The organism is Actinokineospora baliensis (assembly GCF_016907695.1).
Taxonomy (GTDB): Bacteria; Actinomycetota; Actinomycetes; order Mycobacteriales; family Pseudonocardiaceae; genus Actinokineospora; species Actinokineospora baliensis.
The window spans coordinates 4817696-4843766 of record NZ_JAFBCK010000001.1; the positions used below are offsets into that span (position 1 = coordinate 4817696).

Sequence of the window (26071 nt, forward strand, 5' to 3'; positions counted from 1 at the left end):
CAGTTACTACCAATGGGTGGTTTTCGGTGTTACTATCTGGATCAAGTTGCCGGTCGTGACCGGCTAGGTGAGCCAGGGGAACGAGATGGCGGGCAAGCGCGACTACGGGCAGTTCTGCGGGTTGGCCGCCGGGCTGAACATCATCGGCGAGCGGTGGACCCTGTTGCTGGTCCGCGAGCTGCTGGTGAGCGCGCTGCGGTTCAACGAACTGCTCGACAACCTGCCCGGCATCGGCCCCAACCTGCTCGCCGAGCGGCTGCGCACCCTCGCCGAGCACGGCCTGGTCGAGCAGCTCGCGGTACCCGGTGACGGCCGCGCCAAGCAGTACCGGCTCACGGAACGTGGCCAGCAGTTGCGCGGCCCGGTGCTCGGGCTGGCCCGATGGGGCATGCAGTTCCTCTCCGTCGACGACCGCGACGGCGGTGAGGTGCGGGCGGAGTGGGGGATCATCGCGGTGCAGGCCATGGTCGACACCGGCCGGGTGCCCGAGGTGGACGAGACCTACGAGTTCCGCGTCGGCGACGAGACCTTCGGCGTTTTCGTCGTGGGCGGCGCAGTGCGGTTCGTGCCGGGCCCGGCTGACGCGCAGGTCGTGGTCTCCAGCGACCCGGACACGTTCATCCAGATCGGGGCGGGGATGGTGAGCCCGTTCGACGCGCTCGCCGCCGGGCAGATCAAGCTCGAAGGGCCGCCGGGATCGATTCGCCGGTGCACCAAGATGCTCGGCCTGACGTGAGGTTCGATCACTTCGAAAAGTGATAGCCTGATGGTGTGGTCGATCTGCGCGTGGTGGCCGAGGAGTACCTGAGCCGCCGGTTCCCGCGTGCCGACCCGACGTACCGGCGTCCGGTGTTGCGGCTGGATGCGGAGTTCTGCCGCAGGGTGGCGCGGCATCACGACCAGGCGCCCGCGTTCGGCGCGGGGACAGAAGGTGCGTACCGGGCGTTGTGGGAGGAAGACCTCCAGCAGTACCAGGCGATTCGTGACGCGGGTGTGGTCGTGCGGCCGTGGCGTGCGGCGGGGCAGCCGTATCCGGATTCGCGGACGTTGATCGACCAAGTGGGTCGCACCGGTGTGCTGTGGCTGTACTTGACCCGCTCGGGGCATGGCTGTGCGGACACTGACGGGCATCCGATGCGTCAGCCGTCCGGGGTGGTTGAGGACGGGGAATCGTTGTGCCACAACGACATCCTGCGAGTGGTGCACGACCTGTTCGGTCACGTCGCGTTGCGCGCCGGGTTCGGTCCGCGCGGCGAGTTCACCGCCACCGGAGGGCACCTGCGGCTGTACCCGGAACGTGCGTCGCCCGCGTTGTTCACCGAGCAGATCGGGCAGATCTGCTGGTACTTCTACGGAGACCACCTCGCAACCGGGCCGAGGCGTTACCCGGAACAGAAGGTCTTCCTTTACCCGCAGGCGGTTCTGGACGAGTTCCGCGGCCTGCTCCAACCCGCGCGCTGACCGGTCGTGGCGCTAGACTGCCCGGCGAGTCCGCGAGCACAGGGAGAAGCCAGGTGAGCGACGACAACGCGGTGACCATGTGGCCCAAGGGCGCGAGCGAGGAGTACATCGCCGCCCGCGTCGAACTCGACCGCCTCGAACACGCCCTGCACGCCGAGGTCCACCGCCTCGCCGCGCTGCGCCGCGACCTGCCGCCGGGCCCGGTCCTCGACGAGTACGTGTTCGAGGAGGGACCGCTCGACCTGGGCCTGCCGTCGCCGATCACCGAGACCAGCCTGCGCGCGCTGTTCGGCGACCACGACCTGCTCGTTGTCTACCACATGATGTACCACCCGGGTGAGGACGAGGTCTGCCCGATGTGCTCCCTGTGGGTCGACGGCTTCCACGGCGTCTCCCGGCACATCCTGCAGCACGCGGCGTTCGCCGTGATCGCCAAAGCCCCGATCGCCGAGATCCGCGGCTGGGCCCGCCGCCGCGGCTGGGACGGCCTGCGCCTGCTGTCAAGCTTCGACAACTCCTTCAACACCGACACCGGCGCCGAAACCGACACCGGCGACCAACTCCCCATGGTCAGCGTCTTCCGCCGCGAAGGCGACCAGGTCCGCCACTTCTACACCCAACGAGCCAACTTCATGGACAACGCCGAGGGCGGCTTCGACCAGCTCAACCCCATCTGGCACCTCCTGGACATAACCCCCACCGGCCGCGGCGACTGGTACGCCGCCAACACCTACGCGGGCCGCCTCCGCGGCAACCTCGCCCCGTAGTTTCTTCTGGTCAGGCTAGTGAGGCCCAGTCGAGTGTCGTGGGTCGTTGCCCGCCGGTCGTGAGCAGGTCGTGCAGGGCGCGGCGGACGACGTCGAGGGGGAGCAGGGCGTGCGCGGGGAACTCAGTGGCGTTGCCCATGAAGTCGAAGGTCAGGTCGTGCTGGTCTGAGGGCTGATCGCTGCCTGTGGTGGTGACCCACAGACCGGTGTGCTCGTGGCCGCTGTAGGAGAGCAGAGCTCGGTCGTGGTCGATTCCCAGGCCGATCTCAGGCGCCGTGTCGGTGGTGTCGCCATCGACATAGAGCTGCGCCAGCAGGCGTGCCCGGTACTGGAGCGAGTCCCGGTGCAGCCGCTCGACGAAGGCATCCACGCCGTCCACGGTGGCCAGGACGATCCCGTCGGCATCGTCGGTGGGGGAGTAGTGGGCCACCAACGTCATGGGGTCGCCTTTCCCTGGTAGGTCTTGTGGAAGCCACCGGCGCCGTGAACGGTGAGAGTGTAGCCGCGGGGCAGGATGGCGGGGACCATTCTGTCGCAGGACCAGGGGCCCCGGTCGCAGGGGACATGATTGATCACCAGGGTGGCCGCGGTTATCCCGCTGAGTCTCATATGGATGGCCAGCTTCATCTCGACGTCCGGTGCGCGCAGCGGGACTCGACTGCCTGGTTGGGAGCGGAAGAAGTCCACGGCGGCGCTGTACTTGTCGTCCTTGCCGCTGGCCTCAGCGTGGACGACACCGTCCTCGGCGACCCATCGACCGTGGGTCTTGGGGGTCGGCATCCCGGGCTCGCGCTGGTCAGCGGCGACGATGTTGGCGGGCAGCTCCGCGCGGACCTGGTTGACCCAGTCCGTGGAAGCCGATGCGACGGGCCTGTCTGGGGTGGTCTTGGCCGAAGCCGGTCCAGCGGTGTGGTGCTGGGCGATACCGTGAAGGCGTTCAGTGAGCTGATCGAGCAGGTCATCGAGGTCCCGGAGATGGTGCTCGGCATTGCCCAGCGCGTGGTTGATCGCTCTGGCTCGTGCGTTGTCACCCAGGATGCGTTCGACGTCGATCAGAACCCTGGTCACGTTGTTGGCCAACGCAACTACCGAGGCATGGACGCGGTCGACCGCGTCGCCGAGCGTGGCTAGGCGGGCAGCGTGCTCGCTGATCACCGCACTTCTCCAGGAGGTGCGCGCTAGCTGTAGTCGGCTAGGGCGGTGCGGAGGGTGGGGGGTGGGTGGACTGGTTCCATCCCGGTGGGGGTTCGGCGCATGCAGGCTATGGTTTGGCTGCCTGTGGCGATTGTGGTGTTGTCGCGGGTGAAGGTGAAGGTCATGGTGATTCTGTTGGCGGCTTGAGCCGACAGGCGCATGGCTACTTCGATGTGGTCGAAGGCGTAGCACTCGGTGTAGTAGTTCATGGCGCAGGACACTGTGACCAGGGCCAGGTCGCCGGTGCGGAGGGCATCGATGACATCCGGGGCGTGGTCGGCTAGGAAGTGTTCTCGGCAGTGGCCTTGCCAGTGCAGGTAGTTGGTGAAGTAGACGTTGCCTACCAGGTTGGTTTCGTCGAAGGTGACGCGGTGGTGGTAGAGGTAGGCGCGGGTCACGCGGGTCCTCCTGGTACCGCGATGGCTATGGCGTGGCCGTCGATGAGGAAGCTGGCTACTCGGGCGGGGGTGCCGTCGAGGGTGACGCAGGTTCCGTCGACCGCGAGGATTCTTGGGGTGCCGGTGATGCCGACGCGGCGGATGGCGTTGGCTCGGGTGCGGGATTCGTGTTCGCTCTCGCCTGTTTTGTCGCACAGGGAGTCGGCGAGGGGGTCGTTGTCGCCGAGGCCTCCTATGGCGATCCAGGCTGTATCTGTGGTGCGCAGGCGTAGTTGGCCGTCGACTAGTAAGGAGCGGATCTCCACGTGGTCGGCGATGCCGCATTCGATGAGTCTGCGGCTGAGCAGGGGGCCGATGAGGGCCACCGGCAGGGGAGCCGACCAGGGGCGTGGGCCGACGGCCCGTAGCCGCAGGTTGTCCCATCGGGCGATGTAGTCGCCGCTGGGTGCGATGACGTCCACGGTGTAGGCGAACTCGTCGGCTGTGTGCCGCAGTTCCCGCGCGCGAACGTAGGCCGGACCCCGGTGATGCCGCCAGACCGTGACAGCGCCCGCGCCGGTCGGCAGGCAGGCCCGGTGCGGCAGGCACGCGAGCAGTACGTGGATGCTGGCGTCCAGCAGGCCCGGGTCTCCCAAGAGCAGCCGCTGCCCGTGGATCCCGGCGAACCAGTCGGAGCCGGACGTGTCGATCCACGCCCCGACTTCGAACGCCGACAGGTAGTCGTAGCCGAGCAGCCGTGCGAAGCGTCCTGAGTGGAAGAACAACGGCCCGTACAACGGGTGCGGGCCATCAACCACAGGCGGCTGACCCGGTGCTTCCGGAGCAGGCGCCTCGGCGGCGGGGGCGACCGTCACCGTGAGGCGGGCGAGGTCGAACCGGTCGCTGTCGTCGGTGAGGCGGGCGTGGACCTGGTCGCCGTCGGCCAGGGTGGCGATGCGAATCTTGCGGACGTCGTCGCCGGTGATGGGGGCGGTGAGGTCGAGGTCGTGGAAGGCCCAGCCGGAGCGGTCGCCGGTCGTGGCGTGCACGGTCTGCGCGACCGCCTCCAGCCCGACCACGGCGGGCAGCACCGCGACGCCGTCGATGCTGTGCTCGGTCAGGTACGGGTCGTCGCTCGGGGTGAGCGTCGTATCGGCGATGACCTCCACGCCCGGGGTGATGGTCCTGGTTTCCTCGAGGAACCGCAGCAGCGGCACCTCCGGCTGGGTCAGCGCCAACGTCCCCGGGTCCGGGAATCGCCCGCTGATCATCACCGTGGTCGGCATGTCCGAGCAGGTCAGCGCGTCGAGCAGGGCCTCCGCGCCCGCGGTGGGGGAGATGGGGACGACACCGCGCGCGGCGAGCCCGTCCACGACCCCCATCCGCGCACCCATCCCCACCGCCGACCACAGCGACCACTCGACGCAGTGCGCGCGGCAGTCGGGGTGCTCGGCGGCCCACTCGGCGAGCATGTGCCGGAGCCAGTCGTTGGCCACGCAGTACTCCGACTGACCCGCCAGCCCCACACGGCCGATGATCGATCCATAGGCGACCACCAACCGCAGGTCATTCCCAGCGGCGGCCAGCAAGGTGCGCAGGCCGTCGACCTTCGGTGACAGCACCCGACGCAGCGTCGACCCACTGACCGCCGACATCAGCCGGGGTTCGTTCACCGCGGCACCGTGCAGCACCCCGCGCACCGGGCCGAGTTCGCGGCCCGCGGCCAGGATGCCCCGGGCTGCGCGCGGGTCGGTAATGTCAGCGGAGTGGTAGTGCGCCTGGACCTTGCGCCGCGCCGCAGCGAGCCCGTCGACAACGCCTGGGTCGGTCGGGGGGCGGCGGCCGGTGAACAGTAGGACGCAGCCGCTGTGTTGGGCGAGTGCGATCGCAGTGTGTGCGGTGATTCCGGTGACTCCGCCGGTGACCACACAGACCTCGCCTGTGCCTATAGGCAGCGGCCCGTCTGCGCGCACGGGATGCAGCGCCGTCTCAAGATGCTCGACTGTGCCATCAGCGCGTACTCGCAGTTGCTGATGCCCACTGCCAGCGATCAGAGCCGGGTCGACATCGGTGACGCCAGGGGGAACCGCGATGACAGTCGTCGCAACCTCAGTGAGCTCGGACTGCGCACTACGCCCCACCGCCGCCGCAGCGGGATGACCGTGGTGGACCACCACAACCACCGCGGGCTTCCTCTGCCCGATCTCATTCAGCAGCGCAGCGACCTCATCCGCGCTAGCCTCCGGCGGCAGGTACGCCGCGATGCCACTACGGCCAGGAGCGCTCACCAGCGCTTTCCGCATCCAATGGTCCTCCGGAGCCCACCACGTCCACTCGACCGGCCCCGCCGCGCGGCGCGGCACCCCAGGGACCCAGTGGTGGGTGAACGGCCGCACCCAATCCTCAACCCCGCGCAGTCCGGTCTCAGAGTGCGCGTCGGCGAACTCCAGCTCCGCGAGCACCTCAGCGGTCTCCCCAACGGTCGCGTCGGCGAACGCGGGAAACGCCTGCGGTGTCTTGCGACCCAGCTCAGCAGCCACCTGCGTGACCAGCGTGACGATCCGCAGCGAGCTCAGGTGCAGGTCCCGCGACAGCGACGTGTCGTCGGTGATCCCCGCCAACTCCAGCTCACACTCGTCGGCCAGCCGAGTCCGCAGCGCCAACAGCGGATCCGCCCCGGTCGTCGCCACGCTCACGGGCGCGGGTTCTCTGTGGACACCACGAGGGGTGATGTCGCCCTCGGCCTCGCACGGGCTGCGCAGGAACGACATGGGCGTGCCCGGCGGCAGACACCGGTCCGAGCGGCGGGCGAACCACGCCGCCCCCGACACCGCGCCAGAGGCGATGAGCGTGGCCGTGGCGATGGCGTGCGTGCGGTCCGACCCACCGCAGTCGAGCGTCACCACCGGGACCTCAGGGGCGCAGTCAGCTGCCAGGCCACTCAACGTGCGACCGGGCCCGACCTCGACCAACAACCCCACCCGCGCGGCGAGATCGGTGACAGCATCGCGGAAGCGGACAGGCTCGGTCAGCTGCGCCAGCAACACCTCGCCCAAGTCGGCGTCGGCCAATGGCCCGCCGGTGACCGTGGAGGTCACGGGCTTGCGTGGGCGGTGGAACTCGACCCCGGCCAGCACGGCCCGCATCGGCTCGCGGGCGGCCAGCATCGCGGGGCTGTGGAAGGCGTGGGACACGGTCAACGCGGTCGCGCCGATCCCGGCGGCCGACGCCCGGTCCATGACCGTGGTGATCTCGTCGACCGGGCCGCCGACCGAGGTCCTACGAGGCCCGTTGTCGCAGGCCAGCACCACCGAGGTCCCCGCAGTGAGCGCGGCGACCTCCGAGGCGGCCACATCCAGTGCGGCCATTGTCGTGGCGGGGCTCCCGTAGTCGGCCATCACCCGGCCGCGCGCGGCAGCCAACTCCAGCGCGGCAGCTGGCTCGAGCGCGCCCGCCCAGACGAGAGCGGAGATCTCACCGAGGCTGTGCCCAACCGCGCCGACCGCGTCGCACCCCAGGTGGTCCAGCCAGGCCAGGCCCGCCAGCGACTGGCGCACGATGGCCGGTTGGGCCGCTGCGGTGTCGGTGTCACCGGCGCGGATCGCCGAGGGCGCCGCCGGGATGCCGAACTCCTCGGCCCACGCGGACAGGTCCGGGCGAACCGGGGCGGCCTGGCCGGGGAAGAGCAGGCCCACCTCCGGCGCCGGACCCCTGGCCAGGGTGAACCCCGCCTTCGCGGCCACGGTCAGCGTCCCGTCCCAGCTGTCCAACCGGGTCGCCGCGGCCACCGCGGCCGCGGCGAGTTCGGTGGGCCGGGACGCGACCAACGCGCACCGCACGGGAGCGCCGGTTCCGCTGCTGGCTGCAACGTCGTGGAGTTCGGCAGCGCTCAGACCGGCGAACCAGTCGGAGAGTGACCGCAGCAGGCTGGCCAGCTCGGCCGCGCTGTCCGCGCCGAGAAGCACGATGTCGTACCGCGGTGGCGGGAAGGCCACCGGCTCGACCGCGGCCATCGTCGGAGCGTCGCTGCCGACGACGACGTGGGAGTTGATGCCCCCGAACCCGAGCGCCGACACCGACGCCATGCGGGTCGCGACCTCCCACGGCTCCGGTGCGGTCAGCGTCCGCAGCGGGGTAGCGGGGGAGCACAGCACGGGGTGCGGATCGACGCACCCTGTCGTCGTCGGCAGCACCCCCGACCGGACCGCCATGATCGCCTTGATCAGCCCGGCGACACCCGCGGCGGCCTTGGTGTGCCCGATGTTCGCTTTGACCGACCCCAGCGCCGCCCGCGGACCGCCAGCCCCGCGCAACCCGGCCAGCGCGGTCAACTCCGCCTCGTCGCCGACCGACGTCCCCGTGCCGTGCCCCTCGACCAGGTCCACAGCGGACGGTGCCACGCCCGCCATCCGGTACGCGAGGTCCATCGCCCGCCGTTGCCCGGTCGCCGACGGTCGGGTCAACCCACCGGCACCGTCGGCGGACATGCCCCAGCCCGCCAACTCGGCGTGCACCCGCATACCCCGGCGCCGGGCTTCGTCCACAGTGGTCAGCAGCAGGACGCCGCAACCCTCGCCGGGCAGGAACCCGGTCGGGTCTGCGTCGTAGACCCGCATCTCGTCGACGCCCAGCACCCCGACCCGCGCGAACCCGACCAGCTCCAGCGGATCGATGCTCAGGTCCACCCCGCCGGCCAGCGCGAACCGCAGCTCACCGGCGGCGACCGCGCGGGCGGCGTGGATCACCGCCAGAAGGCTCGACGAACACGCACCGTCCACTGTGTACCCGCCGCCGCGCAGGTCGAAGTGGTTGCCGACCCGGCCCGCGATGGTGTTCGCCAGCGCACCCGCCAGGGTCTCATCGGTCGGCTCCGGGAACCGGCCCTTGACCTCGGCCTCCAGTTCCGCCAGCACCACCGCGGCGAGTTCATCGGGCACAGAACTCTTGCGCAGCGCGGCAGCGGCGGCCCGTGCCATGAACGGCCACCGGGTGCGCAACTGCGCGGCACGGCTGAACTCCCCGCCCAACGAGTTGCCCAGCACCACGCCGACCGACTCGCGCGGCAACGAATCGCCGTCCGGGACGCCCGCGTCGGCCAACGCCTCGGCCGCGGTCTGCAGCGCCAGCCAGTGCGTGTGGTCGACCGCGCGGTGCACCCCGACCGGCACGCGGAACGCCGACCGGTCGAACTCCCAGTCCCGCAGCACCCCGGCGTGGGTCACGTACGTGCGGTCCGGATCGCCGCGTTCCCCCAGGTACGCCGGGGACAACCGGGTCGCGGGGATCCGGCGGAACGCCCGCCGACCGGTCAGCACGGCCTGCCACAGCTCGTTCGGTGTGTGCGCGTCGGGGTAGTGGCAGGCCAAGCCGACGACGGCGACCTTTGGACCGCTCACGCCGGTACCCGACCGCGCGCGCGGGCCACCAGCAGGACACCGCCGCGCAACAGGCAGGTGATCACGAGGGCGAAGAACAGGCCGAAGACGATCCCGAACGACACCAGCACTCCGTAGACCGCGGCCGTGGTGAGGCCGAAGATGACCTGGCCGCGGCGGCTGGTCGGGGTGGAGCCGGGGTCGGTGATCATGTAGTTGGTGAACAGGATGAACGCCACGCCCGTCATCGGCAGCAGCGCGCCGACCAACGCGTGGTCGAGCAGCAGCCACCGCACCAGCGCCTGCAGCACGAACCCGCCCACCCACGCCATGATCAGCGGGACCTTCTTGGTCAGCCCGGCGTTGAGCATCGTGCCCAGCATCAGGATGCCCACCGGGATCAGCCACGACAGCGCGCCGTGCAGCCAGTTCGTGAAGTGGTACGGCGGAGCGATGCCCACCCAGCCGAACACCACCAGCGTGACCGCGATGCCGGTGTTCGACGGGTTGAGCACGTGCCGGAGCCTGCCCTTGATCCGCAGCCGCACCACGTACTTGCTGGCGTTGCTGACCACGACCGCGAACAGGTACGGCCAGAGCGTGGCGTTGCCGTAGAGGAGCATCGCGCACGCCAAAGCCCCGATGTGGGCGGGCAAGAGGAACACGGCCAACGCGCGCAGGCTCCCGGCGTACTCCGGGGTGCGGTCGTGCGCCCAGGCGTCCAGGGCCTCCAGGCCGAGAGCGGAGGCGTAGCCGACCAGCAAGCACACGATCGGCGTGATCGGCGCCTGCTCGAACCCGAACAGCAGGTGGCCGAGGATGGTGAACGCCGTGATCGACATGGCGAACCGCTGCAGCGCCAACACCCTCGGGTCGCGCTTGGGCTTGTCCGCCACCGGGGTCGGCTCGGCGACGCCGAGGGGGTGGACACCGTTGGGGTGGACCAGCGTGGACTTGGTGATGTCGGTGGTCATCGGGTCGCCACCTCTCCGTTGGGCCGCAGCACGATCCGGTGGTGCCCCTCGGTCAGCTCGACCGGGGCGCGGTGCAGGCCAGCGGCGTCTCGCCAGGTCACCTCACCGGTGACCGATCCGCCCTGCGGCAGCGCGACGTGCAGTTGGGCACCGGAGGCGCCCGCGTGCCCGTTGGCCGGGTACAGCTGGGACTTCTGCGCCGGTACCCCCGCGGTGGCGGGGACCTCGACCTGGGCACCGATCGCCGGGGCGCCGCTGGGGAAGACGAACTCGAGGTCGGCGGCCGGTGGCGCACCGGTCGCGGTGTTGAGCAGCAGCGTCGAGTCGGCGAACTGGTTGGCCACCACCATGTCCAGCAGCCCGTCGCCGTTGACGTCACCGAGGGCGAACCCCCGCGAGGGCGCCGGTTGGGTCATCGTCAACTTCCCGGCGAGGTCGACGTAGCGGTCGCCCGGGCCGTCGACCCAGAACCGGTTGGCGTCGCGGGTGCCGGACAGGTCGTCGCCCGGCCCGAAGTTCGGCCAGGACACCGGGTGCTTGAGCAACTCGGCGTTGCCCATGGCCAACTCCTGCAGCAGCGCCCACCGGTCCCGGCCGCTCTCACCGAGGACGAACCCGGTGGCCTGGGTGAGCTCGTCGGTGCCGTCGTTGTTGAAGTCGCCCGCCTTGATGTCCCACGACCAGCCGCTGTGCGCGATGCCCCTGCGTTGGCTGTGCTCGGTGTAGGGGGCTGTGCCCGCGCGCAAGTCTTCGACCGTCCCGTCGGGGGTGAACAGGAGGTTGCTCTCGTGCAGGGCGTAATCCTCGGTGATGTTGCTGACCACGATGTCGGGAAGACCGGTGCCGTTGGGATAGGTGTAGGTCACGCCCATGCCCTTGAACGAGTCGCGGCCGAGCACCTCCGACTTCGGCGTGACCATGTCGCGCGCCCCGTCGGCCACGGTGAACCGGACCTTGCCCGGCGTGGACCTGTTGACCAGCAACGTGTCCGGGCCGAAGTCGTTGGCCAGGTACATCGAGGGCAACCCGTCGCCGGTCAGGTCCTGCATGCCCACCGCGAGCACCCACCCGCGCAGCGCGTCGGCGGGCAGGTCGGCGCTGACGTCGGTGATCCGCGGCTTCTCACCGGGCACACCGGTCGGCTTGGCCAGCAGCACCCGGCTGGGACCGGCGTTGGCCGCGTCGCCCATGCCGTCCTGCATCGCCATGCGCTCGTCGTCGGCCGCCTGCGGGTCGAGGACCTTGGCGCCGTCGGGGAAGTAGTTGCCCACCACGATGTCCAGGTCACCAGACCCGTCGAGGTCGGCGACGTTGAGCGCGGTCGTGTTCCACACCTGCATCGGCTCGACCAGCTCCGCGCCGCGGAAGTGCTCGGCGGCGGGCCGCTGGCCGGGGGCGGCCTGGTTGAGGAACAGGACGGGGGAGCGGCCCCAGTAGTAGACGATGATGTCCGTGGCGCCGTCGGCGTTGATGTCGGCGGGCACGCAGCCCATCGGCGCCATCGTCGAGTCGTAGCGGTCCGGACGCAGCTCGAACGCCGGGTACCGCTCACCACCGGACTCGGGCACCGGCGAGATCCGCACCGAGTCGTCGCGCGGGTCGACCAGGCACAGGTCGCCGGGGCGGCCCAGTCCGCGCAGATCCGTCAACGCGACCGCGGCCCCCACAGCAGAGATCCACGACTGGATGCCGACCAGGCCGGGCTGCACCTGGCGGACGTGGCGCGCCCCGGCGGGGGCGGTGTTGACCGCGATCTGGCGGAACCCGAAGCGGCTCGCCAGTGAGTCCTGGTCGGCCTGGCTGGTCTCCGGCAACGCCGTGACCAGCCCCGCGGCCACGCACAGCGCGACCGCGACGACAGCGCTCGTGGAGCGCCGGATAGTTCCGGGCATGGCAACCTCTCGGGATCGGCCGCGGTCCGCGGCCGGGTGACGGGGGCGCTGTGTCGGGGATCAGGCCTGGGTGCTCAGGACTCTGGTCCGCTCGCGCCAGTCGAGGTACGCGGAGATGTCGGTGCGCTCGCCCAGGTCCTCGGCGGTGCGATCGGCCCACGTGGACGCTTCGGCGGGGGTGGTGCCGACGAGGCGTTCGCAGGCCAGCGCGGTGTGCGTGGGCACGATCCCGGACCGGACCCGGGCGGTCGCGCCGAACACGACGCCCTGCCGCAGGTGTCCCAGGTGGCCGCCCGCGTGCTCGCGCAGCGTGTCCAACTCGGCGGCGGGCACCCCACCGGCGTAGGCGCTGGCGAGACCGACGCCGCTCCACAGCGCCGCTCTCGCCGTGGCGGGCGCCTCGGCGATCACCTCGCGCAGGTCATCCGGGTCGCCCGCGGTCATGAACCACAACGCCCGGCCCGAGCCTGCGAGCCGGATCTGGCGCACCGGGTCGGTCCCGGCGCGTTCGGCGCGGCGGCGCAAGGCGCGGCGGCCACCGAAGAACACCTCGGCGAACCCCGCGCCGTCGTAGGCCAACCACCGCAACAGCGGCGTGTCGGTCATCCGCACCGGGAACGGAAGTCTGCTGACCGCCAGCGCCCACCCCGCGCCGACGTGGATCAGGTGCGGGTAGTCCGCGCCGGACTCGGCGAGCAGCGCCGCGACCGAACGTCCCCGCGTGAAGACGTCGCGCTGTCCGGCCCACATCGCCGCGCCCTCGTGGGCGAAGCCGCGCTCCTCGGCGGGCAGCGTGTCGACCGCGTCGCGCACCCGGGGCCAGTGCGCGGCGGCGAGGTTGTAGCCGGTGAGGAACGACCGGGCGTGCCGCTCCAGCCGTTCGCGCGGCCCCGGTCGGTCCACCCGGAACCCCCGGCGGCCGAAGTCGGCCATGCCGAGCGGCAGCCGGGGGGCCAGGCCGCGACCGCGGCTGGGGGCGTCGACGACGCCGGGCCGGTCCGCGGAACCGTGCTGAGTGCTCATGGTGTTCTCATCTCTGGCTCGCCGAGCGCGGCGGAGAACAAACTTAGAGAATAGGTAGTGACCAGGCCCGATCTTGCCCCCGTCGCGCTGTCCCATGTCAAGGGGGTCGCCGGGGGGTTCGCCCGTTCGTATCAGATATCCAGGACTTCCTTTCCCCCACGGATTGTCGCGTCCGCGACTATGTCGGTCCTGACTTCGGTGGTAAGCTCGCCGACGGCGACCGGGTGGGTTGCCGTCTCCTTTGTGCACGGCGGGCTGGTGAGCGTGAGACCGGTCCGGTGGTCCCGGCATGCCCGAAACGGCCGTGCCGGGTGGTCCGAGGTGAACATCCGAGGCGAAACAGGAGTGTGCATGGTCGACCTGGTGGACACCGCGCCCCGAAGTCGGGTCGCCCCCGGGGAATCGGTGCGACCGGACTTCCCCATCCTGGCCACCCGGGTCGGGTCGAGACCGCTGGTGTACCTGGACAACGCGGCCACAGCGCAGAAACCGCGCCGGGTGCTCGACGCGATCACCGACCACTACACCGGCGCCAACGCCAACGTCGGCCGCGGCTACTACCAGCTCAGCCACCTCGCCACCGACGTCTACGAACAGGCCCGCGCCACCGTCCAAGCCGCGATCGGCGCCGAGCACGCCGACGAGGTCGTGTTCGTGCCGGGCACCACCGCCGCGGTGAACCTGCTGGTCGACACCTTCGGCCGGGACGTGCTGCGCGCGGGCGACGAGGTCGTGGTCACCGGCATGGAGCACAACTCGAACCTGTTGCCCTGGCGGCGGTTGTGCGAATCGGTCGGCGCGGAACTGGTGATCGTCCCGGCGGACGACACGGGCCGGGTCACGGCTGAGGCTTTCGACGCGGCGCTCGGTCCCAAGACCAGGCTGGCCGCGGTCACGCACGTGTCCAACGTCCTCGGCACGGTCAACCCGGTGCGGGACATGGTTACCAGCGCCCACCGCCGCAAGATCCCGGTGGTGGTCGACGGCGCGCAGGCCGTGCCGCACCGCCAGGTCGACGTGCGTGAGCTGGGCGCGGACTTCTACGTGTTCTCCGGGCACAAGATGTACGGGCCCATGGGCATCGGGGTCCTCTACGGGCGCCGCGAGCTGCTGCATTCGCTGCAGCCGTACCAGGTCGGCGGCGGCACGGTGAAGGGGATCAGCCTCACCGAACCGGTCCGCTACGTGCCTGTCCCGGCCCGGTTGGAGGCGGGGACACCGCACATCGCGGGCGCGGTAGGCCTCGCAGCGGCGTTCGACTACCTCGCCGACCTCGGGTGGGACGCGATCCGCGCGCACGACGAAGTGCTGGTGCGGGCGGCGGTCACCGCCGTGTCGGAGATCCCGGGCGTGCGGGTCGTCGGAGACCCGGCGGCGGACCCGAGCGGCATCGTGTCCATTGTGGTCGACGGCATCCACCCCTACGACGTCGGCGGACACCTGGACGCGCACGGGATCGCTGTGCGCAGCGGGGTGCACTGCGCGAACACCTTCGTCGACACCTTCGGCGTGGTAGGCACCGTGCGACTGTCCTTCGGGATCTACAACACTGAAGCCGAGGTGGCTCTTGTGCGGGAGGCGCTGTCCACCGTCAAACCCGGGTTCTGGACCGCCGAGCACCCCACCGAGCGGTTCCTCTGATGCGGTTCGCCACCCGCGTGGTCCACAGTGGACATGACGTCACCGGGCCGTACGGAGACATCGTGCCGCCCGTGCACATCGCGACCACCTACGACCGCTTCGCCCAGGACCCGCCGCGCTACTTCTACTCCCGCGGCGAGAACCCGACGGTCGAGGCGCTGGAGACCTGCCTGGCCGCCGTCGAGGGCGCCCGGCACTGCACCGTGTACTCCTCCGGCCAGGCCGCGGCCACCACCGCGCTGTCGCTGCTCTCACCCGGCCAACGCCTGGTGTGCTGCGACGACGTCTACGGCGGCACCCACGCCCTGATCACCGGACTGCGCCGCTACGGGATCATCGTCGACCAGGTGGACCTGTCCGACCTGGACCGCGCTCGCGCCGCCCTGGCCGGGGACGTCGCCATGGTCTGGGTGGAAACGCCCACCAACCCGCTGCTCAAAGTCATCGACATCGCCGAGGTGTCCCGGCTCGCCCACGAGCGCGGCGCCGTGGTGGTCGTCGACAACACCTTCGCCGGTCCCGCACTGCAGCGGCCGCTGCGCTGGGGCGCGGACGTCAGCCTGCACAGCACCACCAAGTTCGTCGCGGGCCACTCCGACGTCCTCGGCGGCGCCCTCGTCTGCGACGACCCGGACCTGCACCAGGCCTTCATCCAGCACCGCACGGTCGCGGGCAACGTACCCAGCGGCCTCGACTGCTTCCTCGTCCACCGCGGCGTCAAGACGCTGTCCGTGCGCGTCGAACGCCAGGTCCGCACCGCGCGCACCTTGGTCGACCTGCTGCTCGACACCCCGGGCGTCACCCAGGTGCGCTACCCGGGACTTGCCGATCACCCTGGTCACGAGATCGCCGCCCGCCAGCTGTCCGCGCCCGGCTCGATCATCGCGTTCCGCTACTCCGGCGTCGTGGAGAAGCTACTCGCGGGCACGACCCTGTTCGCCTGCGCGGTGAGCCTGGGCGGGGTGCGCTCGCTCATCGAGTGCCCCGCCATGATGACCCACCGCCCGATCCCCGCGGCCGACCGCGCCGCCGCGGGCATCACCGACGACCTCATCCGGCTCTCGGTCGGCATCGAGGACGCCGAGGACCTCGTCGAGGACCTCACCACCGCCCTGGCAGCGGGTCTGTGACCCAACCCGAAAGGACGACGTTGTCCATCCCTACCGAACTGATCGGCAGCATCCCCCGCCCCAAGACCGTCCTCGACGCCCTGGCCGAGAACGCCGCGGGCACCCTCGATGACGCGGGCCTCGCCGCCGTGCTCGACGACGCCGTCGCCGACACCATCCGCCAACTGGAAGCCGCGGGCTCCCCGGTGGTCACCGACGGCGAACAGTCCAAGCCCAGCTTTGTCAGTTACCCCCTGAACAACCTCCCCTTGGCCCCCGACGGCGCCGTCATCCCCTTCGCCGACGGCCACACCCGCACCCTGCCCCGCCTCACCGCGGGCCCGTTCCGCTACGGCGCCCACGCGTCCACCTACCTCACGACCGCCCGCAGGCACGCCTCCGTCCCGGTCAAGCAGGCGGTCATCGCCCCGTCGGCGCTGAGCCTGATCTACCCGGCTTCCGGCATCGAGGGCTACTCGCAGGCCCAGTTCCTCGACGACCTGGTCGACGGTGCCGAAGCCGACATCCGCTCAAGCCTCGACGGCGGCGCGGACTCGGTGCAGCTGGACTTCACGGAGGGGCGGCTGTCGCTGAAGCTGGACCCGAGCGGGGGACTGCTGGACTCCTTTGTGGACCTGAACAACCGGGTGCTGGAGCGGTTCAGCGACGAGGAGCGGGCGCGGATCGGCGTGCACACCTGCCCTGGTGGGGACCAGGATTCAGTGCACAGCTTGGATGTCGACTACGTGGAGTTGCTGCCGAAGCTGTTCCGGTTGAAGGCGGGGCGGTTCTACCTGCAGCTGGCGAGTGAGTCGGATCCACGGCGGGTGCTGGCTGCTGTGGCGGAGCATTCGTCGGCGGATCAGCGGATCTTCGTGGGGGTGACGGACCCGATCGACCCGCGGGTGGAGACCGCGGAGGAGGTGCGGGACCGGGTTCTCGCTGCGGCGGAGTTCATCCCGGTGTCGCGGTTGGGTACTTGCGATGATTGCGGGTTCTCGCCGTTCGCGGATGATGTGTCGACTTCGCGGGAGGTGGCGTTCGCGAAGGTGGCGGCGCGGGTGCGGGGGACGGCGCTGGCTGCGGAGGCGTTGGGGGTCTGAGGGGTTGTCCACAGGGGCCTGCTGGGTTGGGCCGCGGTGTGGGTGGGCTCCGGTAGGCTGTGTATCGGGGGCTGCTTGGCGCGGTTTGATCTTGTGGGCCCTTCGTGGCTGTCCACAACGAGTGTGACGGTCCACAGGCTCCCGCTGGCGCACCTGTTCTGTCGGTGTGCCTCGGTAGGATGGATACCGGGGGCTCCTGAATCGGATGATCTTCGGTGGACGCCTCGCCTGCGGCATCGGGCCCGATCCCGTTGTGGTGCGGTGGGCTCGATGGGGCGAACCTGTTGTGCGCGGGGCCCCTGCGCCGCCCGTGGCAGGACCGCAAAGCTGGGGCCGAAAAGCATGGCCCTGTCCGCGCACAACGCTACGGACTGAGGAGCCGCGCGGTTTCCGGACAGGGGATCAACTGTCTATTCAAGCGGCGATTTGTTGGTTCTTGTGTTCGATGTATACCTCGTGCGGTGGGCGGTAGCCTATCGCTGAGTGAAGTCGTCGGCGATTATACCAGAACTCGATGTAGCGAGTGATGTGCTGCCGGGCTTCGTCTCGGGTGGAGTAAGCCATCCGGTTGACGCATTCGTTTTTGAGTGTGCCGAAGAACGATTCGGCCATCGCGTTGTCGAAACAGATTCCGGTTCGCCCTGCTGATTGCTTCAACCGGAGGCTGGTGAGGACGTTGTGGTACTCGGTGGACATGTAATTGCTGCCGCGGTCGCTGTGAAATATCGCACCGTCGGCGAGTGGGCGGTTTCGGGCCGCGTTGCGGATAGCGCGGCTGATGAGCGGTGTCTGGTAGTTGTCGTCCATCGCGTAGCCGATCACTTCTTTCGTGCAGCAATCCAGCACGGTGGCCAGGTAAAGCCAGCCTTCCATCGTGGGAACGTAGGTGATGTCGCCGACCAGCTTGCGTCCCGGCGCGGGCGCGGTGAAGTCACGGCCGACCAGGTCGCCCACCGGCGCGGCCGCCGCGGTGGTCAGCCCGAACCGCCGGGGTCTTGGCTGGCAGGGAACCAGCCCCAGTTCACGCATGAGGTGCCGGACCAGTTCAACACCCACGCACACGCCTGCCCGCCGCAACTGGGCATGGACCCGCCGGTGGCCGTAAGTCGAGTCCGAGGCCTCGAACGCGTCCCGGATAAACGCTTTCAGCTCCTCTCGCCGTCGCGCGGTGGCCGATTCCGCCCGGCCGCGCCATTCGTAGTAGCCGGACCTGGAAACGTCGAGCAGTCGGCACATGAACAGGACGGGATACGCGTACTTCGCAGGTTCAAGTCGCATCGTTTCGATGAACTCGTACTTGCTGACTACTCGGCATCCTTCGCGAAGTACGCTGCGGCTTTTTTCAGGAAAGACACTTCCATCTCGAGTTCGCGGTTACGGCGTTCCAACTCTCGTAGTCGCGCTCGTTCGTCCGTTGCCAACGGCTCCGACACGGCGACGGCCGAGTCCGCACCTTGTTCCCGCTCATAGCTCCGCACCCATACACGCAGTGTCTCCGAGTTCATATTCAACTCTCGCGCCGTCTCGGCGATCGGCCGTTTCGACCGCAACGCCATCTGAACTGCTTCCTCACGAAACTCCGGCGAGTACGGACTCCGATGGGCCACGTGCACTCCCTCAACTTCCCGACAGGACATATCTTACTGGGTTCCTGTCCGGAAACCTCGAGGCCCCTCAGGACACCGCCACCCCACACACAACAGGTCCACCCCATCGAGCATTGGGTGGGCGGCTCCCGAGTGTCCAGTGGCTGCTTGAGGCGTTGGGGTAGGGCGGCCGGGATGGCACCGCCTGTTCCGAGTGTCCAGTGGTCGGCCATGCCGTCGGAGTCGAGTGGTTGGGCTCGGGGGTGGGCTAGCTGGTTGTGGCCTGGGTGGGGAGGGTGAGGCCCAGGGTGGTGACCAGGCGGTTGATGAAGGCGAAGAGGGCGGCGCAGAAGACGGCTTCTAGGAGTTGTTCCTCGGACCAGGAGGCCGCTGCCTCTTGCCATTCCTCCTCGACCTCAGGCGATCCCGTGGTCACCTTGGTGGTCAGGCGGAGGAGGGCGACGGAGGGGGCGTCGATGGGGAGGTCTATGGGGTCGGTGGCGTGGGTGATGGCTTCGGCCAGGTCCGCCGAGCCGCCGAATTGTTGGAGGAACCAGGTGTGGGTGGTGGCGCAGTAGCCGCAGTCGTTGAGGCGGGAGGTCCAGGCGGCGATGAGTTCCTTGGTGGCGCGGGTCAGGGAGCTGTCGGCGAAGACGCCGGTGTAGCCGGTGACCACTACTTCCAGCAGGTGCGGGGTGGTGGAGGTCAGGCGGAACACGTCGGGGACGAAGGGGAGGGTGGTGGCGGCTCGGACGCGGGCGTACAGCTCGGCTGTGGGGCCGGTCGCGTCCGCTTCGGACACCATGTGGACTCGTTCAGCCATGGGGGGATCCCTTCGCGGACTTGCGGTACTGCGTCGGCGACATCCCGACGTGGGTTTTGAAGCGGGCGCTGAAAGTGGTCGGGCTGTGGTAACCGACGCGGGCGCTGATGTCGGTGATGTTGAGGGTCGTGGTGGCCAGCAGCCGCCGGGCCTCGGCCAGGCGCAGGCAGGACAGGAAACGCGCCGGGGGCAGGCCGGTGTGCCGGTGGAAGACGCGGCTGAAGTGGAACTTGCTGAACCGGGCCACCCTGGCCATGTCGTCGATGGTGATCGACTGGGCCAGCCTGCCCCGCATGTCCTCGATGACCCGTTCGACCGCGCGCACAGCGAGTTCGTCCAAGACCGCCACCATCCGGAGTGGAATCAGCCCGACCCCGAAGACGCTAGCACCGACCCACCGCCGACCACTTCGCCCTGAAAGGTGAATCTAGCCGGGAGTCCCGATCGTGGCGACCGCGGCGGCGATGCCCAGCACGACCGCGGCGATGGCGACCTCGGCGATCAACGCGGTCCGGACCTGGACGAGGGTCGTACCGCTCGAGTGCGCCCGCACGGCCGCGCGGCACCGGTCCGCCAGGACGAGCAGCACCGCGAACCCGACCAGTTTCCCCAGCAACAGCAGCCCGTAGGTCGTGGTGAACACCGCCGACACCGAGCCCAGGTACGCCGCCGACAGCAGTGCCCCGCTCACCACGATCACCGCGACGCACACCTTGGCGATGGGGGAGAACCGCGCCATCGCCTGCGGCAGGTCCTCGTGGCGCGCACACAACGCGAGTTGCACGACACCACCGAGCCAGATCGCCATCGCCCCGTAGTGCGCCAGGTCGCCGATTAGCGAAAGGAACATGATCTTCGTGGTGATCGCGTGCCCCGCCGCCGAAGAGGTGAGCAGCACTACGAACCCCGACACGATCGCGGCGTTCTCGTACCCGCTGCTCGACGAAGCGCGACGCGACACGAACAGCAGCGCCAGCGCGGCGACGATGCGCAGGATGAGGAGTTTGCCGTAGGCGGTGTCGAGTGTGTTGGCCAGCAAGTCCAACGCGAACACGCGTGACAGCCCCGCGCCGGTGACGTAGGCCCCTTCCAGGCCCAACGCGAGGACGGCCGTCCCCGCGATCAGCACGCACCCCGCGCGAGCGACACCGTGTGCGCGCTTGTCGGTGGTACGTCGGCAGTACAGGAGGAAGAACACCCCGCCCGCGAGCGCGACGCCCGCGTACCCGAGCCACCGCACGACCCGGGTCAGGATGTCGACGGTGGTGTCGGTCCCGTCGGCGGAGGACACCGCGCCGCCCGCGTTCATCAGCGGCCCGGTGCCGACCACGAACGCGAACCCGCCCCGCACGGGGTGCGAGTCCGCCGACACGAACGCGTAGTGCACCAGGTAGGTGCCGTCCGGCAGGTCGGGCTTGAGCCGGATCGTCATCTGCTCGGCGGTCTCGCCCTGCGTCGTCGGGCCGTCGCTGACCGGGTCGCCGTGCGCGTCCACCACGCGCAGCGCGTTCTTCTGGACGCCGATGTTCTCCGAGAGCCGGATGGTGACCGAGCTCGGCGGCTCGGTCAACCGGGTCCCGTCGGCCGGGGTCGACCCGAGCACCTCGACGTGCGCGGCGGCGGGCGGCGCGGCCAGGATCGCCCAGACCGCGAGGACGGCCAGGATTCCCGCGAGCCTCACGCGGTCGCGGCTGCGCGGGCCCGCTGGTGCAGGACCACGGCGATCACCATCGGGATCGTGATGATCGTGTTGTAGAACAGGTGCAGCTCCACCCGGGGCACGATCAGCTGCACGATGCTGGTCGGGACGGCCGAACCACCGATCCGCCAACCGGTCTGCGCCTGCAGGAACAGCAGCAGGTGCTCGATGTGGTGCCAGAACTGCAACGCCAGCGCCAGGTTCCACCACTGCCGCGCCCGGCCGGAGAAGCCCTTGCGCAGCACGAACAGGCCGATCAGCATGACCAGCGCGTACCCGTAGTGCAGCCACTCGAACTTGATCAGATCGGGGAACGGGATGCCCAGCACGCCGCGCGCCTCGGCCGCCGTCCAGCCCAGCGCGTAGATCTGGAACGCCTGGACCAGGTGCTCGACCCAGTGCGCCACGACGATCGCCATGAAAACCAGCAGTGCCCTGGAGTGCGCGCGGTCGGTACGCCCGTCCACTCCGGTCGACACGGTGACGCTCATGAGCTACCCCACTCCCGCTCGCAGGTCGGTGCTTGCCGAAGGTAGCGGCGGTGCGGAGTCCGGGTCTTATCCCGTCTTGCTCACTTCACCAGGTGCGCGAAACTCCCCGGGTTGGCGGCGAGGTACTCCGCGAAGGTCTGAGCGGGCCGACCGGTGACACGCGCGACGGCGTCGGACACCGGCGCGAGCTCGCCCGCCGCGATGGCGGTGTACGAGGTGACCCACCCCGCGACCTCGTACTCCGGCGCGTTGTAGTGCGCGCGGGAGGCGTAGGCCTCGTCCTCGGTCTCCTGGACGTAGGTGATCTCCCGGCCGGTCACCTTCGACAACTGGCGGGCCGCCTCGGCCAGGGTGATCGCCTCCGGCCCGGTGATGTCGAGCACCTGCCCGTCGTGGGCCGAATCGGTGAGGACCCTTGCCGCGACCGCCGCGATGTCGTCCAAGGCCACCATGCTGACCGCCCCGTCCCCGGCCGGACCCCGGATCGCCCCGTCCTCCCCGGCCATCGCGGGCGGCGCCGAGGCGTACATGTTGTCGCGCAGCACGACGAACGGGACGCCGGTGGACTGGAGGTGCTGCTCGGTGTGCCAGTGGTCCCGGCCGAAGGTGAAGGTGCAGTCGGGGCCTGCTCCGAAGAACGAGGTGTACACGATCCGGCGCACCCCCGCCGCGATGGCCGCGTCGATGGCGGTGGTGTGCTCGTGCACCCGGTTGACCGACTCGCGCGCGGACACCAACAGCAACGTGTCGGCACCGGCGAAAGCCTCCCTCAGCGCGGTGGCGTCGCTGTAGTCGGCCCCTTGGACGTTGGTCGCGCCGGGGAGGTCCGGCAGAGCGGCCGGGTTGCGCGACAGCAGCCGCTGGGACACGCCCTGGGCGCTGAGCAGCCGCGCCACCCGGCCCCCGATGTTCCCGGTAGCCCCGGTCACCGCCACGATCGGACTCATCAGACCTCCAGCTCACTCGATGAGCCCCAGTATCGTCTACCGGCGTTGATAATGCACCGGGGGTCATCCTGTGGTGGTCGACACCTATCGCTCTTCGAGCACTTGAGGTCCTAACGGGACGTCGGTCTGATCAGCTCCGCGTGGAACTCCTCTAGTGACCTGATTATGGTGTCCGCACCGCGCAGTGCGGCGGCGTCGAACTTGCCGGTGGTGACCCCGATGACTCGTGCACCGGTGGCGGTTGCCGCCGCCACGTCACCCGGGGTGTCGCCGATGATCACGGTGGCTTGGCTGTCGGAGGTGGAGTCGAATCGGCTGGATGCCCGTTCCCGCGCGACCGCGACCAGCGCGGCGCGTTCCTCGTGGTCGGCACCGTAGGCGCCTGCACTGAGGTGCAGGTACTTGGCCAGGTCGAACACTTCGAGCTTGACCTTGGCGACCTCGGGCAGGTTGCCGGTCAGCACGGTCTGGAAGATCTCGGGGTCACACTCGAGTGCTTGAAGCGCTTCCCGAGCACCTGGCAACGCCCGTCCAGCCGCGGCCAGTTCGTCGCGGCCTTGCTCGTACTCGCGTATCAATGCCGCCGCAACTGCCGCTACTCGCCTTGCATCCGGTTCGATGCCGTTGACCCTCAGGCTCTCCCTGATGATGTCGAGTTCGGTACGACCCGAGATGTTCGCGCGGCTGTCGAGTGGGCGGCCGGCAGCGGCCCGGAACGCCTGCTCGAAGAACCGGCGGCCCGCACCCCGTGTCTCGATCAACGTGTGGTCGACGTCCCAGAGCACTAGGAAGCGCGGGGGTGATGAGGTGGACCTGGTAGTCGCCATCTTCGAGATCCTGCCACTCCTCTCGCGTCCACACTGGAAGATCAGATCGGCGTTGTGCGGTGCGGTGGACCTGGTAGGTGCCAGGTGTGGGCGCTGCCGGGGCGGTCGAACCAGACGGTGGTCGTCTGCGGTGTGGTGGTGAGGCCGAAGCGGTCCCAGCCGGGTTGGCCGAGGTCGGTCCAGAAGTGGTGGGCGCGTTCGACGAGGTACCAGAGGCGGCGGGGTCCACCTTCGGCGACGGTGTGCTGCCCGTTGTCGGCAGCGAGGGTGATCTCTGCCCAGGAGCCGTCCGGGGTTGCTATCCAGGACGCGGTCGGCGCGGTCTGCCTGTGGGCGGGGATGGTGCCATCGGGGATGGTGTAGCCGTAGGCGATCTCGGGGCCGAGGTCGAAAGAGGCGAGGAACCAGACCAGCAGCGCGGTCCACGGGGCGTTGGGGTCCAGGCTGGTGGTGCGGTACTCGGCGTGGTCGTGGTCGCGTTCGACGCGGAACCCGGCTGGGTTGCTGCCTGGTGTGTACCGCAAGTCCATGAACGCCGCATAGGTGGCGTCGAACCGGCCTTCGGCCCGCTCGGCGTCGACTCGGGTAAGGCGGACGAGGCTACCTGCGCCAGGTGCGGTCTTGAGGTCGGTCAGGACCACCCCGCCGGGCCGGACCTGCTCGATCCAAGCCCAGGGGACGGCGGCGACAGCGCACGTGGCGATGATCGCGTCGAATGGCGCGTGCTCGGGCAGGCCCGCTGAACCGTCGCGGGCGACGAGAGTCGGGTGGTGGCCGAGCCCGGCCAGTCTGCGGCGGGCCAGGTCGACGAGATCGGGCTCGACATCAACGGAGAACACCTTGTCGTCGCCCAGGCGGTGCGCGAGGAGGGCGGCGTTATAGCCCGTGCCGGTGCCGATCTCCAGTACCCGCGCACCGTCGGTGAGCCCCAGAGATTCGATCATGCGGGTCATCAGGCCAGGCTGGGTCGACGACGACAACACTGTGGTCGCGCCCCCGGGAACTGGGGCGATTGTGGTGATCAGGGCGGTGTTGGCGTAGACGGCGGGTAGGTCGTCGGTGCTGGTGCGCTCGACCCACGTGCCGTCAGGGGTCTGCTGATGGTAGGTGGGGACGAACACGTGCCGTGGAGTCGCGCGGACGGCCTCACCCAGACGCGGTTCGGTCAGTTTGCCCGCTGCGGCCAGTTCGTCGGCGAGCCGGGCGGCGTGCGGTGCCCACACGACATCGGGGTTGGTCGTGCTCACAGGTGCCCCCTTGTGTTGTGAGCGAGCAGGTCGGCCAGGGCGGCGGCGATCGGCGCCCCGGTCTGGGCTTCCAGCCAGCCGTACTGCCCCGAGGAGTTGCTCTCGAGGAACCAGAACCGGTCCTTCTCGATCGCGAAATCCACTGCGGCGTAGGTCAGCCCGAGAGTATCCATGTACCTGCGCAGTCCCTTCTCCACCTCAGTCGGCGTGTCGGTGAGCTGGTAGCGCAGTGCGGTGAAATCGGCTCGCCAGTCCACCCGCGCCGCCGGTGAATCCGCGGTGATGGCGATGGTGAACATCCGCTCGCCGATCACGATCACCCGAGCTTCGTGGGTCTTGTTCACCCAGCGTTGCAGCTGGGTGGCGGTGGAGGCGACCCCGTCCAGCTGCTCGAGGTCGTTCTCGGTGAGGCGGCGGGTGTAGGCGATCTTGAGCTGGCCGCCCTCGGTGATGGTGTTCGGACCGAATGACTTGCAGATCGTGTTGTCGACTCCGTGGTGTCGGGCGAACTGGGCCGCGGAGGCCGGGGTATTGGTGACCAGGGTTGGTGCGACGAGCAGGCCACAGGCGGCGGCGGTGGCCAACTGGAGCGGCTTGAACATGGAGTCTGCGGCCCGGTTGGGGTGGTTGACCCAGCGAACCGGAAGTGCGGCGAGCACGCCGCCGAAGCCGAGCCGCGCCTCGCGGTGTGCGTACGCGCGCTCGACCTCGGTCAGCGTGGTCGGGAACGCGAAGGCTGAGGGGTCGCGGTACCAGATCGCGCCGATGTCGGTGAGGTCGACGGTGCGGTGCTCGGTGAACAGCACTCCGCGCCACCGGCCGTCATCGCCCAGATGGGCATTCAGCGAAAGGTGCTGGGGGAACCAGGCTGTGTCGGCCCGGAACACCTCCACTCCCCGCTGGGTGAGTTCCCGGACGACGGCGTCGACCGGAGCGTCGGCCTCCTGGGCGAGGATCACCACCGTTCCCGGTGTGTTGGTCATGATTCTTCCCAGCCCCAGTTCTCCTCCGGCCCCTCGTCACCGTCTGTGGAGGACTTGGTCTTCCAGTCCTTGCCCATGGTCTCGACCAATGGGCGACCGTTCTCGTCGACGGCGACCTGCTTCTCGGTGCAGTAGCGGAACTCCCGTCGCACCGGCGCTTCGACGACGGTGGCGGCGCGCAGCCCGAACGGACGGGTCGAGTCGGGGCCGGGCCGGTCGGCGAGAGCTGGATGGTGCACCAGGTAGCGCAGGGCAGCCGAGGACAACGGGCTGGCGCCCGGCTCTGGTTCGGTGGCCTCGATCGTGGTGGACATGATCTGTTGGCTCCTTCCCGCCGATGTGGTCCGGCGTCGAATGCTGTCGACGCTAGGACGGTGTTCACCGAGTGAGAAGCCCGTCGTGCCGGGTGTGCACCAGGTGTGCCGATCACGCAAACCTCCTTGCATCCGCCATGCACCCAGTACGGTGGGTTGGATGACACGTGCACGAAGTTTGGGGGGTGCGCTGTGCCGAACTGGTGGTCACCTGCTCTGTGGGACGCTGCCCGCCGCG

At 69.5% G+C, this 26071-nt stretch carries 24 protein-coding genes; 6 read left to right on the top strand and 18 right to left on the bottom strand.

Annotation, left to right across the window (positions count from 1 at the left end):
• The first annotated feature begins 67 nt into the window (after positions 1-67).
• The 3 genes from JOD54_RS22040 to JOD54_RS22050 are packed head-to-tail and all read left to right on the top strand — an operon-like array spanning position 68 to position 2228.
• Positions 68-736 carry a winged helix-turn-helix transcriptional regulator gene (locus tag JOD54_RS22040; protein WP_307860208.1) on the top strand — a complete coding sequence of 223 codons (669 nt, stop codon included), beginning with the start codon at positions 68-70 and terminating at the stop codon, positions 734-736.
• A 35-nt stretch (positions 737-771) separates the two neighbouring features.
• The gene (locus tag JOD54_RS22045; RefSeq protein WP_204452671.1) at positions 772-1461 is read left to right on the top strand and encodes a crotonobetainyl-CoA--carnitine CoA-transferase; all 690 of its coding nucleotides are present in this window, start codon (positions 772-774) and stop codon (positions 1459-1461) included.
• A gap of 53 nt (positions 1462-1514) precedes the next feature.
• Positions 1515-2228, top strand: a complete 714-nt coding sequence (locus JOD54_RS22050; protein WP_204452673.1) for a DUF899 family protein — start codon at positions 1515-1517, stop codon at positions 2226-2228.
• A gap of 10 nt (positions 2229-2238) precedes the next feature.
• On the opposite strand, the gene JOD54_RS22055 is transcribed toward JOD54_RS22050, so the two are convergent.
• Genes JOD54_RS22055 through JOD54_RS22085 form a run of 7 tightly spaced genes read right to left on the bottom strand, consistent with a single transcriptional unit; the run spans position 2239 to position 13063 of the window.
• Positions 2239-2667, bottom strand: coding sequence for an Imm1 family immunity protein (locus JOD54_RS22055; RefSeq protein ID WP_204452675.1), 429 nt, complete (start codon positions 2665-2667; stop codon positions 2239-2241).
• Positions 2664-3383 carry a DddA-like double-stranded DNA deaminase toxin gene (locus JOD54_RS35205; protein WP_204452677.1) on the bottom strand — a complete coding sequence of 240 codons (720 nt, stop codon included), beginning with the start codon at positions 3381-3383 and terminating at the stop codon, positions 2664-2666. Before JOD54_RS35205 ends, JOD54_RS22055 begins: the two co-directional genes overlap by 4 nt.
• A gap of 23 nt (positions 3384-3406) precedes the next feature.
• Positions 3407-3820 (bottom strand): acyl-CoA thioesterase, encoded by a 414-nt coding sequence (locus tag JOD54_RS22065; protein ID WP_204452680.1) that lies wholly within the window; start codon positions 3818-3820, stop codon positions 3407-3409.
• Positions 3817-9195, bottom strand: coding sequence for a type I polyketide synthase (locus JOD54_RS22070; protein WP_204452682.1), 5379 nt, complete (start codon positions 9193-9195; stop codon positions 3817-3819). The genes JOD54_RS22065 and JOD54_RS22070 overlap by 4 nt, the downstream gene beginning before the upstream one ends.
• Positions 9192-10148 carry an RnfABCDGE type electron transport complex subunit D gene (locus tag JOD54_RS22075; protein WP_204452685.1) on the bottom strand — a complete coding sequence of 319 codons (957 nt, stop codon included), beginning with the start codon at positions 10146-10148 and terminating at the stop codon, positions 9192-9194. The genes JOD54_RS22070 and JOD54_RS22075 overlap by 4 nt, the downstream gene beginning before the upstream one ends.
• Positions 10145-12040 carry an FG-GAP repeat domain-containing protein gene (locus JOD54_RS22080; protein ID WP_204452688.1) on the bottom strand — a complete coding sequence of 632 codons (1896 nt, stop codon included), beginning with the start codon at positions 12038-12040 and terminating at the stop codon, positions 10145-10147. The genes JOD54_RS22075 and JOD54_RS22080 overlap by 4 nt, the downstream gene beginning before the upstream one ends.
• 60 nt (positions 12041-12100) lie before the next feature.
• A complete protein-coding gene (locus JOD54_RS22085) occupies positions 12101-13063 on the bottom strand; it encodes a DUF1702 family protein (RefSeq protein WP_204452691.1) in 963 nt (320 codons plus the stop codon).
• A 351-nt stretch (positions 13064-13414) separates the two neighbouring features.
• On the opposite strand from JOD54_RS22085, the gene JOD54_RS22090 reads away from it, so the two are divergent.
• From JOD54_RS22090 to JOD54_RS22100, 3 genes are read left to right on the top strand one after another with little or no spacing between them, the layout of a single operon-like run.
• Positions 13415-14704 carry an aminotransferase class V-fold PLP-dependent enzyme gene (locus tag JOD54_RS22090; RefSeq protein WP_204452693.1) on the top strand — a complete coding sequence of 430 codons (1290 nt, stop codon included), beginning with the start codon at positions 13415-13417 and terminating at the stop codon, positions 14702-14704.
• On the top strand, positions 14704-15834 hold the full coding sequence (locus tag JOD54_RS22095; RefSeq protein WP_204452695.1) for a trans-sulfuration enzyme family protein: 1131 nt from the start codon (positions 14704-14706) through the stop codon (positions 15832-15834). The genes JOD54_RS22090 and JOD54_RS22095 overlap by 1 nt, the downstream gene beginning before the upstream one ends.
• A gap of 20 nt (positions 15835-15854) precedes the next feature.
• Positions 15855-16916 (top strand): cobalamin-independent methionine synthase II family protein, encoded by a 1062-nt coding sequence (locus JOD54_RS22100; protein WP_204452697.1) that lies wholly within the window; start codon positions 15855-15857, stop codon positions 16914-16916.
• A 414-nt stretch (positions 16917-17330) separates the two neighbouring features.
• Here the strand turns inward: JOD54_RS22100 and JOD54_RS22105 are convergent, their stop codons facing one another.
• The 11 genes from JOD54_RS22105 to tgmA form a co-directional block, all read right to left on the bottom strand.
• Entirely contained in the window at positions 17331-18194 is an 864-nt protein-coding gene (locus JOD54_RS22105; protein WP_372440260.1) for an IS3 family transposase, read from the bottom strand.
• Positions 18195-18220: 26 nt separating this feature from the next.
• On the bottom strand, positions 18221-18553 hold the full coding sequence (locus tag JOD54_RS36060; RefSeq protein ID WP_372440273.1) for a transposase: 333 nt from the start codon (positions 18551-18553) through the stop codon (positions 18221-18223).
• Positions 18554-18770: 217 nt separating this feature from the next.
• Positions 18771-19325 carry a carboxymuconolactone decarboxylase family protein gene (locus JOD54_RS22110; RefSeq protein ID WP_204452699.1) on the bottom strand — a complete coding sequence of 185 codons (555 nt, stop codon included), beginning with the start codon at positions 19323-19325 and terminating at the stop codon, positions 18771-18773.
• A complete protein-coding gene (locus JOD54_RS22115) occupies positions 19318-19665 on the bottom strand; it encodes a helix-turn-helix domain-containing protein (RefSeq protein ID WP_204452702.1) in 348 nt (115 codons plus the stop codon). Before JOD54_RS22115 ends, JOD54_RS22110 begins: the two co-directional genes overlap by 8 nt.
• Before the next feature lie 87 nt (positions 19666-19752).
• Positions 19753-21006, bottom strand: a complete 1254-nt coding sequence (locus JOD54_RS22120) for a copper resistance CopC/CopD family protein (protein ID WP_204452704.1) — start codon at positions 21004-21006, stop codon at positions 19753-19755.
• The gene (locus JOD54_RS22125) at positions 21003-21515 is read right to left on the bottom strand and encodes a hypothetical protein (RefSeq protein ID WP_204452708.1); all 513 of its coding nucleotides are present in this window, start codon (positions 21513-21515) and stop codon (positions 21003-21005) included. Before JOD54_RS22125 ends, JOD54_RS22120 begins: the two co-directional genes overlap by 4 nt.
• Before the next feature lie 80 nt (positions 21516-21595).
• Positions 21596-22462: an SDR family oxidoreductase gene (locus tag JOD54_RS22130; protein ID WP_204452711.1), complete on the bottom strand. Its 867-nt coding sequence runs from the start codon at positions 22460-22462 to the stop codon at positions 21596-21598.
• A gap of 110 nt (positions 22463-22572) precedes the next feature.
• Positions 22573-23289, bottom strand: coding sequence for a haloacid dehalogenase-like hydrolase (locus JOD54_RS22135; RefSeq protein WP_204452715.1), 717 nt, complete (start codon positions 23287-23289; stop codon positions 22573-22575).
• A gap of 41 nt (positions 23290-23330) precedes the next feature.
• Positions 23331-24536, bottom strand: coding sequence for a methyltransferase domain-containing protein (locus JOD54_RS22140; protein ID WP_204452717.1), 1206 nt, complete (start codon positions 24534-24536; stop codon positions 23331-23333).
• Positions 24533-25519, bottom strand: coding sequence for an ATP-grasp ribosomal peptide maturase (tgmB, locus tag JOD54_RS22145; protein WP_204452719.1), 987 nt, complete (start codon positions 25517-25519; stop codon positions 24533-24535). Before tgmB ends, JOD54_RS22140 begins: the two co-directional genes overlap by 4 nt.
• Positions 25516-25833: a putative ATP-grasp-modified RiPP gene (gene tgmA / locus JOD54_RS22150; RefSeq protein ID WP_204452721.1), complete on the bottom strand. Its 318-nt coding sequence runs from the start codon at positions 25831-25833 to the stop codon at positions 25516-25518. The genes tgmB and tgmA overlap by 4 nt, the downstream gene beginning before the upstream one ends.
• Positions 25834-26071: the final 238 nt, after the last annotated feature.

What these genes read in the sequence shown, in the direction of transcription:
- JOD54_RS22080 (WP_204452688.1), bottom strand. Translation starts at nt 12,040, where the DNA reads ATGCCCGGAACTATCCGGCGCTCCACGAGCGCTGTCGTCGCGGTCGCG.
- JOD54_RS22110 (WP_204452699.1), bottom strand. Translation starts at nt 19,325, where the DNA reads ATGGCTGAACGAGTCCACATGGTGTCCGAAGCGGACGCGACCGGCCCC.
- JOD54_RS22125 (WP_204452708.1), bottom strand. Translation starts at nt 21,515, where the DNA reads ATGAGCGTCACCGTGTCGACCGGAGTGGACGGGCGTACCGACCGCGCG.
- JOD54_RS22095 (WP_204452695.1), top strand. Translation starts at nt 14,704, where the DNA reads ATGCGGTTCGCCACCCGCGTGGTCCACAGTGGACATGACGTCACCGGG.
- JOD54_RS22105 (WP_372440260.1), bottom strand. Translation starts at nt 18,194, where the DNA reads ATGCGACTTGAACCTGCGAAGTACGCGTATCCCGTCCTGTTCATGTGC.
- JOD54_RS22135 (WP_204452715.1), bottom strand. Translation starts at nt 23,289, where the DNA reads ATGGCGACTACCAGGTCCACCTCATCACCCCCGCGCTTCCTAGTGCTC.
- JOD54_RS22085 (WP_204452691.1), bottom strand. Translation starts at nt 13,063, where the DNA reads ATGAGCACTCAGCACGGTTCCGCGGACCGGCCCGGCGTCGTCGACGCC.
- JOD54_RS22055 (WP_204452675.1), bottom strand. Translation starts at nt 2,667, where the DNA reads ATGACGTTGGTGGCCCACTACTCCCCCACCGACGATGCCGACGGGATC.
- JOD54_RS22130 (WP_204452711.1), bottom strand. Translation starts at nt 22,462, where the DNA reads ATGAGTCCGATCGTGGCGGTGACCGGGGCTACCGGGAACATCGGGGGC.
- JOD54_RS22090 (WP_204452693.1), top strand. Translation starts at nt 13,415, where the DNA reads ATGGTCGACCTGGTGGACACCGCGCCCCGAAGTCGGGTCGCCCCCGGG.
- JOD54_RS36060 (WP_372440273.1), bottom strand. Translation starts at nt 18,553, where the DNA reads ATGTCCTGTCGGGAAGTTGAGGGAGTGCACGTGGCCCATCGGAGTCCG.
- JOD54_RS22075 (WP_204452685.1), bottom strand. Translation starts at nt 10,148, where the DNA reads ATGACCACCGACATCACCAAGTCCACGCTGGTCCACCCCAACGGTGTC.
- tgmB (WP_204452719.1), bottom strand. Translation starts at nt 25,519, where the DNA reads ATGACCAACACACCGGGAACGGTGGTGATCCTCGCCCAGGAGGCCGAC.
- tgmA (WP_204452721.1), bottom strand. Translation starts at nt 25,833, where the DNA reads ATGTCCACCACGATCGAGGCCACCGAACCAGAGCCGGGCGCCAGCCCG.